The organism is Streptomyces capillispiralis (assembly GCF_007829875.1).
Classification (GTDB): Bacteria; Actinomycetota; Actinomycetes; order Streptomycetales; family Streptomycetaceae; genus Streptomyces; species Streptomyces capillispiralis.
Genome location: NZ_VIWV01000001.1, coordinates 5965419 through 5977091 on the forward strand (window position 1 = coordinate 5965419; position 11673 = coordinate 5977091).

The following is an 11673-nucleotide window of genomic DNA, read 5'->3' on the forward strand; positions in this document are numbered from 1 at the left end:
GGGTGGGTGAAGGGCCGGGCGTACGGGTGGGAACAGCGAACTCAGGGGAGCGTGAGTGAGTAGGAAACCCGAAGTGAGGGGGAGGCCCGGGCCGGGGCCCCAGGGGCGGCGGCCCCGGCTGCGGGGCAGGGCGGCCCGGCTCGCGCGGATGCTGCCCACCGGCCGCGCCCAGGCGGCGCGCACCCCCTTCGTCCTTCTCGTCGTCCTGCTCCTCGGCGGCGGCCTGATCGGCCTCCTGGTGCTGAACTCCGCCCTCAGCGAGGGCGCCTTCCAGCTCGACGACCTCCAGCGGGAGACCAAGAACCTCACCGACGAGGAACAGGCCCTGCAGCGCGACATCGATGCCTACTCCGCCCCCGACGCCCTCCAGCGCCGCGCCCGCGAGCTCGGCATGGTGCCCGGCGGCGACCCCGCCTTCCTCGGCCCCGGCGGCGAGGTGAAGGGCGTCCCCGGCGCCGCCACCGCCGCCCGGGCCCCGCTGGTCCTCGCCCCCGAGGCGCTGGCCACCGCGACGGTCCCGCCCCCCGGCTCGGCTCCGAGCCCGGCGTCCGTCGTCCCGACCCCCGCCCCCACGCCCTCCGCGTCGACATCGAATCCCGGCAGGTGACGGAAGTGTCCGACAGGGAACCGCCCCGCCGCCGGGTGCCCGGACCCGCCAGGCCCGCCCGACCGGGCGCCGGACGCGCCGGAGCCGGCGCCGGGGGCCGCCCGGGACCCGGCGCCCGCCCGGCCCGCCGCCCCGCCGGGCCCCGCCCCGGGGCCCCGAAGGTCCTCCGGCTGGGCAGCCCGCGCCCCCGGCTGCGCCTGGTCGGCGTGGCCCTGACCCTGGTGCTGATCGCCTTCGTCGTACGCCTGTTCCAGGTGCAGGCCGTGGACGCGAGCACCTACGCGGCGAAGGCCGAGCAGAACCGCTACGTGGGCCAGGTGCTGGCCGCCGAGCGCGGCGAGATCACCGACCGCGGCGGCGTGGCCCTGGCGACCAGCGAGGACGCCTACGACATCACCGCCGACCCCACGATGTTCGCCCCGGACGAACTGGACGTCGCCGACGGCCCCGAACAGGCCGCCGCCCTCCTCGCCCCGATCCTCGGCCAGGACCAGGACGACCTGGTCCGCAAGCTGCGGCCGGAGAACGAGGCGCTGCGCTACGTCAAGCTGGCCGGCCGTCAGACCCCGCAGGTCTGGAAGCAGATCAAGGACCTGAAGGCGGCGCTGGCGAAGAAGGCCGAGACCGACGAGTCCGCCGCCAACGTGCTGGCCGGCGTCTTCTCCGTGCCCACCAGCAAGCGCGTGTACCCGAACAACGAGCTCGCCGCCGGGATACTGGGCTGGGTCAACGCCGAGGGCAAGGGCGCCGGGGGCATCGAACTCCAGCTGGACAAGCGGCTGGCCGGCAAGGACGGCAAGATCCGCTACGCCCAGTCCGGCGGCCGGCTCGTGCCGACCGCGGGCTCCACCGAGACCCCGGCCGTGCCCGGCAGCGACATCCAGCTCACCATCGACCGCGACATCCAGTGGGCCGCGCAGAACGCCATCAGCGAGCAGGTCGCGGAGTCCGAGGCCGACCGCGGCTACGTCATCGTCCAGGACACCCGCACCGGCGAGGTCCTCGCGATGGCCAACGCGCCCGGCTTCGACCCCAACGACCTCTCCGAGGCGGATCCCACGGCGCTCGGCAACGCCGCCCTCCAGGACGCCTACGAGCCCGGCTCCACCGCCAAGGTCCTGTCGATGGCGGCCGTCCTGGAGGAGAACGCCGCCACCCCCGAGACCCATGTGGTCGTGCCCAACCGGCTGCACCGCGGCGACCGGCTGTTCAAGGACGACATCGACCACCCGACCTGGTACCTCACGCTCAACGGCGTGCTCGCCAAGTCCAGCAACATCGGCACCATCCTCGCCACCGGCCAGCTCGGGAAGACGCAGGCGCAGGCCAACCGGGTCCTCTACGACTACCTGCGAAAGTTCGGGCTCGGCGACCACACCGGCCTCGGCTTCCCCGGCGAGACCCGGGGCATCCTCGCCCCGCCGGACACCTGGTCCACCTCGCAGCAGTACACGATCCCCTTCGGCCAGGGCGTCTCCATCAACGCCATGCAGGCCGCGTCCGTGTACTCGACCATCGCCAACGGCGGCGTCCGCGTCGAACCCACCCTGGTGCGCGGCGCCAAGGGACCGGACGGACGCTTCACCCCGGCCCCGGAGCCCAAGAAGACGAGGGTCGTCAGCGAGAAGACGGCGAAGACGCTCGCCCGGATGCTGGAGTCCGTCGTGGACGACGAGGAGGGCACCGGCACCAAGGCCCGCATTCCGGGGTACCGGGTGGCGGGCAAGACCGGTACGGCGAACCGCGTGGATCCGGCCACCGGCAAGTACCACGGCTACACCTCGTCCTTCGCCGGGTTCGCCCCCGCCGACCAGCCCAGGATCACCGTCTACTGCGTCATCCAGAACGCCACCGAGGGCAGCTACTTCGGCGGCCAGATCTGCGGACCCGTCTACAAGCAGGTCATGGAGTTCGCCCTGAAGACCCTCCAGGTGCCGCCCACCGGCGCCGACCCGGCCAGAATCCCGGTCACCTTCACCCCCTGACCCGTACCGAGCACCGAGCCACCAGGAACCACCCCGTGACGACGATCACCCCCGACCCCGGGAACCAGAGCACCCCCCGGCCCTCGCTTGGCCCCCGGGCCGCCGAGCCCGGTACGCTCACCGCCGTGCCACACGCTGATCAGTCCCAAACCACCCAGAAGGGCCACCCCGTGACATATCCGGGACCGCCCCGTCCGGCCCAGGTCGCCGCCACATCCCTGGCGGAACTCGCCGGTCAGCTGGGTGCCCCCGCGCCGGAGAAGACCGCCGAGGTCACGGGCATCACCCACGACTCGCGCGCCGTCCGGCCCGGCGACCTGTACGCCGCCCTCCCGGGCGCCCGCGCCCACGGGGCCGACTTCGTCACCCAGGCAGCGGGGCTCGGCGCGGTCGCCGTGCTCACCGACCCCTCCGGCGCCGAGCGCGTCGCCGCGACCGGCCTGCCGGCCCTGGTGGTCGACGACCCGCGCGCGCGGATGGGCGAGCTGGCGGCCACGATCTACGGCCACCCGGGCCGTGACCTGCTCCAGATCGGCATCACCGGCACCTCCGGCAAGACCACCACCGCCTATCTCGTCGAGGGCGGCCTGAAGACGGTCCGCGGCACGGCCGAGGGCGGCGGTGGACGACGGGTGGGGCTGATCGGCACCGTCGAGATGCGCATCGGCGACGAGCGCATCAAGTCCGAGCGCACCACACCCGAGGCCACCGACCTCCAGGCGCTGTTCGCCGTCATGCGCGAGCGCGGCACGGACGCGGTCGCCATGGAGGTCTCCAGCCACGCCCTGGTCCTCGGCCGGGTCGACGGCTGCGTCTTCGACATCGCGGTCTTCACCAACCTCAGCCCGGAACACATGGAGTTCCACTCCGACATGGAGGACTACTTCCGGGCCAAGGCACAGCTCTTCACGCCGAAACGCAGCAAGTTCGGCGTCGTCAACGTCGACGACGAGTACGGCCGCCGCCTCGCCAAGGAGGCCGGCGTCCCCGTCGTCACCTACTCCGCCGAGGGCCACCCCGACGCCGACTGGCGCGCCGAGGACGTCCGGGTGGGCCCCATGGACTCGACGTTCACCGTGATCGGCCCCAAGGGCGAGCGGGTCGCCGCCCGGGCGCCGCTGCCGGGCCCCTTCAACGTCGCCAACACCCTCGCCGCGATCGTCGCGCTGGCCGCCGCCGGGCTCGACCCGCAGGCCGCCGCCGACGGCGTCGCCGCCGTGCCGGGCGTGCCGGGCCGGCTGGAGCGGGTGGACGCCGGACAGCCGTACCTGGCGGTCGTGGACTACGCCCACAAGACCGACGCCGTCGAATCGGTGCTGCGCGCCCTGCGCAAGGTCACCGAGGGCAAGGTGCACGTGGTGCTCGGCTGCGGCGGCGACCGCGACACCACCAAGCGCGCCCCCATGGGCGCCGCCGTCGCGCGGCTGGCCGACACCGCCGTACTGACCTCCGACAACCCCCGCTCCGAGGACCCCCTCGCGATCCTCGCCACCATGCTCCAGGGCGCGGCCTCCGTGCCCGCCCACGAGCGCGGCGAGGTCCAGGTCTTCGAGGACCGGGCCGCGGCCATCGCCGCCGCCGTCGCCCGGGCCCGTCCCGGTGACACCGTGCTGGTCGCCGGCAAGGGCCACGAGCAGGGGCAGGACATCGCCGGGGTGGTGCGTCCCTTCGACGACCGCCAGGTGCTGCGCGAAGCCATCAAGAAGACTCAGGGATGAACTTGTGATCGCCCTCTCCCTCGCCGAGATCGCAGAAGTCGTCGGCGGGCAGACGCACGACATACCGGACCCGTCCGTCCAGGTCACCGGACCGGTCGTCCGTGACTCCCGGGAAGCGGGTCCGGGCAGCCTGTTCGCCGCCTTCGTCGGCGAGCGCGTGGACGGACACGACTACGCGGCCCAGGTCGTCGAGGCGGGCGCGGTCGCCGTGCTGGCCTCCCGGCCGGTCGGTGTCCCCGCGATCGTCGTCGAGGACGTCCAGGCGGCCCTCGGGGCCCTCGCCCGGCACGTCGTCGGCCGGCTCGGCACCACCCTCGTCGCGCTCACCGGCTCGGCCGGCAAGACCAGCACCAAGGACCTGATCGCCCAGGTGCTGCGGCGCAAGGCGCCGACCGTGTTCACCCCCGGCTCCCTCAACAACGAGATCGGGCTGCCGCTCACCGCGCTCACCGCCACCGAGGAGACCAAGTTCCTCGTGCTGGAGATGGGAGCGCGCGGAATCGGCCATATTCGGTACCTCACCGGTCTGACGCCCCCGAAGGTCGGCCTCGTCCTGAACGTCGGTTCCGCCCACATCGGCGAGTTCGGCGGCCGGGAGCAGATCGCCCAGGCCAAGGGGGAACTGGTCGAGGCCCTGCCCCCGGCCGAGGAGGGCGGCGCCGCGATCCTCAACGCGGACGACCCCCTCGTACGCGCCATGGCGTCCCGTACGAAGGCGAAGGTGATCCTTTTCGGAGAGTCCGACGAAGCGGACGTTCGGGCGGAGAACGTGCGACTCACGGACAGCGGACAGCCCTCCTTCAGGCTTCACACACCCTCCGGTGCAAGCGATGTGACCATGCGCCTGTACGGTGAGCATCACGTGTCGAACGCGCTCGCCGCGGCCGCCGTCGCCCACGAGTTGGGCATGTCCGCAGACGAGATCGCCCGCGCGCTCTCCGAGGCGGGCTCCCTCTCCCGCTGGCGGATGGAGGTCACCGAGCGCCCGGACGGCGTGACGGTCGTCAACGACGCCTACAACGCGAACCCCGAGTCCATGAAGGCAGCGCTGCGTGCGCTGGCCGCCATGGGCAAGGGGCGACGTACGTGGGCGGTGCTCGGCAAGATGGCCGAGCTCGGGGACGAGGCGCTCGCCGAGCACGACGCGGTCGGACGGCTCGCCGTCCGGCTCAACGTCAGCAAGCTCGTCGCGGTCGGGGGCAGGGAAGCCGCCTGGCTGCAACTGGGCGCATATAACGAGGGTTCGTGGGGTGAGGAGTCGGTGCACGTGTCCGACGCACAGGCGGCGGTCGACCTGTTGCGCAGCGAATTGCGCCCGGGAGACGTCGTTCTCGTGAAGGCGTCCCGTTCGGTCGGGCTCGAGAGCGTGGCGCAGGCGCTGCTCGAGACCGGTGCCGAGGGTGAGGTCGCAGTCCGATGATGAATCAGATCCTGTTCGCAGGAGTCATTGGCCTCTTCCTGACGCTGATCGGCACCCCGCTGCTGATCAAGCTGCTCGCCCGCAAGGGCTACGGGCAGTACATCCGTGACGACGGCCCGCGCGAGCACGCCAGCAAGCGCGGTACGCCGACCATGGGCGGTATCGCCTTCATCCTGGCGACGGTCGCCGCGTACTTCCTCAGCAAGGTGATCAGCGGCGAGCCGCCGCGGTACTCGGGCGTGCTGGTGCTGGGCCTGATGGTCGGCATGGGCCTGGTCGGGTTCCTGGACGACTACATCAAGATCGTCAAGCGGCGTTCGCTGGGTCTGCGGGCCAAGGCGAAGATGGCCGGCCAGCTGATCGTCGGCATCGCCTTCGCGGTGCTGTCCCTGCAGTTCGCGGACTCCCGCGGGCAGACCCCGGCCTCCACGAAGCTGTCGTTCATCACGGACTTCGGCTGGACCATCGGCCCGGTGCTGTTCGTCGTCTGGGCGCTGTTCATGATCCTCGCGATGTCGAACGGCGTGAACCTGACCGACGGTCTGGACGGTCTCGCCACCGGCGCCTCCGTGCTCGTCTTCGGCGCCTACACCTTCATCGGCGTCTGGCAGTTCCAGGAGTCCTGCGCCAACGGCGAGACGCTGACCAACCCGGGCGCCTGCTACGAGGTGCGCGACCCGCTGGACCTCGCGGTCGTGGCCTCCGCGCTGATGGGTTCCTGCCTGGGCTTCCTGTGGTGGAACACCTCCCCGGCCAAGATCTTCATGGGCGACACCGGTTCGCTGGCGCTCGGCGGTGTGCTCGCGGGTCTCGCGATCTGCTCCCGCACCGAGCTGCTGCTGGCCATCCTGGGCGGTCTGTTCGTCCTCATCACCATGTCGGTGGTCATCCAGGTCGGCTCGTTCAAGCTCACCGGGAAGCGGGTCTTCCGGATGGCGCCACTCCAGCATCACTTCGAACTCAAGGGCTGGTCCGAAGTCCTCGTGGTGGTCCGCTTCTGGATCATCCAGGGAATCTGTGTGATCGTCGGACTGGGCCTCTTCTACGCGGGATGGGCAGCGGACAAGTGACCGACTGGCAGGGTAAGCACGTCACCGTCGCCGGACTCGGCGTCTCCGGCGTCCCGGCGGCCAAGGTGCTGCACGGGCTCGGCGCGAAGGTCACCGTCGTCAACGACGGGGACGACGCACGCGCCCGCGAGCAGGCCGCCGAACTGGAGGCGCTCGGCGTCACCGTGCGCCTCGGCGACGGAGCGACCCTGCCGGAGGGCACCGAGCTGATCGTCACGGCCCCCGGCTGGAAGCCGGACAAGCCGCTGTTCGCGGCGGCGGACGAGGCCGGGGTGCCGGTGTGGGGCGACGTCGAACTCGCCTGGCGGCTCAGGAAGCCCGGCGCGGCACCCTGGCTCGCGGTCACCGGCACCAACGGCAAGACCACGACCGTCCAGATGCTCGCCTCCATCCTGAAGGCGGCGGGCCTGCGCACCGCCGCCGTCGGCAACATCGGCGTCTCCCTCCTCGACGCGGTCCTCGGCGGGGAGGAGTACGACGTGCTCGCCGTGGAGCTGTCCAGCTACCAGCTCCACTGGGCGCCGTCCCTGCGCGCCCACTCCGCGGCCGTGCTGAACCTCGCCCCGGACCACCTCGACTGGCACGGCTCCATGGAGGCGTACGCCGCCGACAAGGGCCGGATCTACGAGGGCAACCAGGTCGCCTGCGTCTACAACGTCGCCGACGGAGCCACCGAGGACCTGGTCCGCGCGGCCGACGTCGAGGAGGGCTGCCGCGCCGTCGGCTTCACCCTGGGCACCCCGGGACCCTCCCAACTCGGCGTCGTGGAGGGCATCCTGGTCGACCGGGCGTTCGTCGAGAACCGGCAGCGCAACGCGCAGGAACTCGCCGAGGTCTCCGACGTCCGCCCGCCCGCCCCGCACAACATCGCCAACGCCCTTGCCGCGGCGGCCCTCGCCCGGGCCTACGGGGTGCCGGCGGGCGCCGTACGGGACGGCCTGCGGGCCTTCACCCCGGACGCCCACCGCATCGCGCACGTGGCCGACGTGGACGGCGTGGCGTACATCGACGACTCCAAGGCCACCAACACCCACGCCACCGAAGCGTCGTTGGCGGCGTACGAGTCGATCGTGTGGATCGCCGGCGGCCTCGCCAAGGGCGCCACCTTCGACGAGCTGGTCGCGGGCGCGGCGAAGCGGCTGCGCGGTGCCGTGCTGATCGGCCGGGACCGCGCGCTGATCCGCGAAGCCCTCGCGCGACACGCCCCGGAAGTACCCGTGGTCGACCTCGACCGGACCGACACTGGGGCGATGCTCGAGGCCGTCCGGGAGGCCCGGCGGCTCGCACGGCCGGGCGACACGGTGCTGCTGGCCCCGGCCTGCGCCTCGATGGACATGTTCACCAACTACAACCAGCGCGGTGACGCGTTCGCACAGGCGGTGCGCGAGCTCGGCGCCTGACCCGGCCGCCTGACGCCGGGCGACCTTGGGAGGGACGCGTGAGAGGCCCCAGGCCCTGTCCGGCGCACAGCGGAGGCCGTGATGCCCAGTAGCCGTACCGGCCGCCCGCCCGTGCAGCGGGCCGCCCGCCGGCCCGTCGTACCCCGGTCCCCGCGCGAGAACCCCCTGCGCACCCTGCACACCAGGGCGCGCAGGTCCTGGGACCGGCCGCTGACCGCGTACTACGTGATCCTCGGCGGCAGTGCGCTGATCACCGTGCTGGGCCTGGTGATGGTCTACTCGGCCTCCCAGATCACGGCGCTCCAGATGTCGCTGCCGGGCTCGTACTTCTTCCGCAAGCAGCTCCTGGCCGCCGTGATCGGCACCGTCCTGCTGCTCGTGGCCTCCCGGATGCCGGTGAAGCTGCACCGGGCGCTGGCCTATCCGATCCTCGCGGGCGCCGTCTTCCTGATGGCGCTGGTCCAGGTGCCGGGGATAGGAGTCGCGGTCAACGGCAACCAGAACTGGATCGCCCTCGGCGGCTCCTTCCAGATCCAGCCCAGCGAGTTCGGCAAGCTCGCGCTCGTGCTGTGGGGCGCCGACCTGCTCGCCCGCAAGCAGGACAAGCGGCTGCTGGCCCAGTGGAAGCACATGCTGGTGCCGCTGGTGCCGGCCACCTTCATGCTGCTCGGGCTGATCATGCTCGGCGGCGACATGGGTACGGCCATCATCCTCACCGCGATCCTGTTCGGCCTGCTGTGGCTGGCGGGAGCGCCCACACGGCTGTTCGTCGGCGTGCTCTCCGTCGCCGCGCTGATCGGGGCGGTCCTCATCCGCACCAGCCCCAACCGCATGGCCCGGCTCGCCTGCCTCGGCGCCACCGAACCCCAGTCGGGACCGGTCGACTGCTGGCAGGCCGTGCACGGGATCTACGCCCTCGCCTCCGGCGGTATCTTCGGGTCGGGCCTGGGGGCGAGCGTGGAGAAATGGGGCCAACTACCGGAAGCCCACACGGACTTCATCTTCGCCGTCACCGGTGAGGAACTGGGTCTCGTGGGGACGCTGTCGGTACTCGCCCTCTTCGCGGCTCTAGGCTATGCGGGTATCCGCGTGGCCGGACGCACGGAGGACCCCTTCGTCAGGTATGCCGCGGGAGGCGTGACCACCTGGATCACGGCCCAGGCCGTGATCAACGTCGGTGCGGTGCTCGGTCTGCTGCCGATCGCCGGAGTCCCGCTCCCGCTGTTCTCCTACGGGGGATCCGCCCTGCTGCCGACCATGTTCGCCATCGGGCTGCTCATCGCCTTCACGCGTGAGGACCCCGCTGCGCGGATGGCGCTGGCGATGCGGCAACCCCGCTTTGGTAGAAAGCGGGGCGGGGGTTCACAGCGGCCCCGGAGATGGAACACGATGCGACGGCGCGCCCCGGTGGCGCGTTCGTCCGGAGAGCGGTGAATTTCGGTGCATGTCGTACTCGCCGGCGGAGGAACCGCGGGCCACATCGAGCCCGCGCTCGCCCTCGCGGACGCCCTGCGCAGGCAGGATCCGACCGTGGGCATCACGGCCCTGGGCACGGAGCGTGGCCTGGAGACCCGTCTCGTACCCGAGCGCGGGTACGAGCTGGCGCTGATCCCCGCCGTGCCGCTGCCACGCAAGCCCACCCCCGAGCTGATCACCGTCCCGGGCCGGCTGCGCGGCACCATCAAGGCGGCCGAGCAGATCCTGGAGCGCACCAAGGCGGACGCCGTGGTCGGCTTCGGAGGCTACGTCGCCCTGCCTGGCTACCTCGCGGCCAAGCGGCTCGGTGTGCCGATCGTGATCCACGAGGCCAACGCCCGGCCCGGACTGGCCAACAAGATCGGCTCCCGCTACGCCGCCCAGGTCGCCGTCTCCACGCCCGACAGCAAGCTGCGGGGCGCCCGTTACATCGGCATCCCGCTGCGCCGCTCGATCTCCACCCTCGACCGGGCCGCCGTGCGCCCCGAGGCCCGCGCCGCGTTCGGCCTCGACCCCAACCTGCCGACGCTGCTGGTCTCCGGCGGCTCGCAGGGCGCCCGGCGCCTGAACGAGGTGGTTCAGGCGGTCGCCCCCTGGCTCCAGCAGGCCGGGATCCAGATCCTGCACGCGGTCGGCCCGAAGAACGAACTGCCGCAGGTCCACCAGATGCCCGGGATGCCCCCGTACATCCCGGTAAGTTATCTGGACCGGATGGACCTCGCTTACGCCGCGGCCGACATGATGCTGTGCCGCGCGGGCGCGATGACCGTCGCCGAACTCTCCGCCGTCGGGCTCCCGGCCGCCTACGTCCCGCTGCCCATCGGCAACGGCGAACAGCGGCTCAACGCCCAGCCGGTCGTCAAGGCCGGCGGCGGACTGCTGGTCGACGACGCGGAACTGACGCCGGAGTGGGTGCAGCAGAACGTGCTCCCGGTCCTCGCCGACCCGCACCGGCTGTACGAGATGTCCCGCGCCGCCGCCGAGTTCGGCCGCCGGGACGCCGACGACCTCCTCGTCGGCATGGTGTACGAGGCGATCGCCGCCCGTGCGCATCGTTAGACGCGTCTGACGGAAGGGCAGGCAACGTGGCCGGATCGACCACCGCCGAGCGCGGTGCACGCCAGCAGGGGTCGTCCGGCCCCCCGCCGCCCGTCCGGCGGTTCGGGCAACGGCATGTTCGTCGGATCATCGTTTCGGCCATCGCCCTGCTGTTCCTCGGCAGCGGGGCGTTCTGGCTGCTCTACGGGTCGGACCTGGTCCGCGTGGAACGCGTCACCGTGTCGGGGACCCGGGTGCTGACGCCGGACCAGGTCCGCGCCGCCGCCGACGTGCCGCTCGGGGAACAGCTGGTGTCCGTGGACACCGACGCGATCGAGGCGCGTCTCGCCCATGAGCTGCCCCGAATTGACATGGTTGACGTGATCCGTTCCTGGCCGAGCGAAATCACGCTGAAAGTGGCGGAACGCACCCCTGTTCTTCTCATTCACCAAGGCGAGAAGTTCGTCGAAGTGGACGACGAAGGCGTCCGTTTCGCCACGGTCGCCAAGGCGCCCAAGGGCGTACCCGCTCTGGAATTGGCCGTCTCCGGAACCGGTTCCACGGCACCGAGCCTGCGTCGCTTCGGCCAGGACCGGCTGGTGCGGGAGGCGGTACGGGTGGCCGGCGACCTTCCGTCCGCCGTGGCCCGCACGACCCGGAGCGTCAAGGTCCGTTCCTATGACGACATCTCGCTGGAGCTGACGGACGGCCGGACGGTCGACTGGGGAAGCGGTGAGAAGAACGCCGAGAAGGGTCGTACTCTCACCGCGCTCATGAAAGCGGAGCCCGGCGCGCGGCACTTCGACGTCAGCGTTCCCACGGCCCCCGCGTCATCGGGAAGTTGACGCACATCAGCGCAGGCCAGCACCCTGGTTGGGCAGCGCTACGGCTGATCACATAGGGTGAAAAGAAAAACGGGAGGTTCGGCGTGTTCGTTGAACGCGCGCCACTTGTCGACT

9 protein-coding genes are annotated in these 11673 nt (G+C 71.7%); all 9 read left to right on the plus strand.

Annotated features, from left to right (window positions below):
- Window positions 1-73: 73 nt before the first annotated feature.
- Entirely contained in the window at window positions 74-607 is a 534-nt protein-coding gene (gene ftsL, locus FHX78_RS25985; protein ID WP_483025209.1) for a cell division protein FtsL, read from the plus strand.
- Window positions 608-612: 5 nt separating this feature from the next.
- Complete coding sequence (locus FHX78_RS25990; protein WP_280117373.1) at window positions 613-2592, plus strand: peptidoglycan D,D-transpeptidase FtsI family protein; 1980 nt, start codon at window positions 613-615, stop codon at window positions 2590-2592.
- Window positions 2593-2762: 170 nt separating this feature from the next.
- Entirely contained in the window at window positions 2763-4310 is a 1548-nt protein-coding gene (locus FHX78_RS25995) for a UDP-N-acetylmuramoyl-L-alanyl-D-glutamate--2,6-diaminopimelate ligase (RefSeq protein WP_145869822.1), read from the plus strand.
- Between the two features lie 4 nt (window positions 4311-4314).
- Entirely contained in the window at window positions 4315-5730 is a 1416-nt protein-coding gene (locus FHX78_RS26000; RefSeq protein ID WP_145869823.1) for a UDP-N-acetylmuramoyl-tripeptide--D-alanyl-D-alanine ligase, read from the plus strand.
- Window positions 5727-6800 (plus strand): phospho-N-acetylmuramoyl-pentapeptide-transferase, encoded by a 1074-nt coding sequence (gene mraY, locus FHX78_RS26005; protein ID WP_030820598.1) that lies wholly within the window; start codon window positions 5727-5729, stop codon window positions 6798-6800. Before FHX78_RS26000 ends, mraY begins: the two co-directional genes overlap by 4 nt.
- Complete coding sequence (gene murD / locus FHX78_RS26010; protein ID WP_145869824.1) at window positions 6782-8200, plus strand: UDP-N-acetylmuramoyl-L-alanine--D-glutamate ligase; 1419 nt, start codon at window positions 6782-6784, stop codon at window positions 8198-8200. The genes mraY and murD overlap by 19 nt, the downstream gene beginning before the upstream one ends.
- A gap of 81 nt (window positions 8201-8281) precedes the next feature.
- Window positions 8282-9634: a putative lipid II flippase FtsW gene (gene ftsW / locus FHX78_RS26015; RefSeq protein ID WP_145869825.1), complete on the plus strand. Its 1353-nt coding sequence runs from the start codon at window positions 8282-8284 to the stop codon at window positions 9632-9634.
- Between the two features lie 6 nt (window positions 9635-9640).
- Complete coding sequence (gene murG / locus FHX78_RS26020; protein WP_145869826.1) at window positions 9641-10735, plus strand: undecaprenyldiphospho-muramoylpentapeptide beta-N-acetylglucosaminyltransferase; 1095 nt, start codon at window positions 9641-9643, stop codon at window positions 10733-10735.
- Window positions 10736-10761: 26 nt separating this feature from the next.
- Window positions 10762-11559, plus strand: a complete 798-nt coding sequence (locus tag FHX78_RS26025; protein ID WP_145869827.1) for a cell division protein FtsQ/DivIB — start codon at window positions 10762-10764, stop codon at window positions 11557-11559.
- The last annotated feature ends 114 nt before the right edge of the window (window positions 11560-11673 follow it).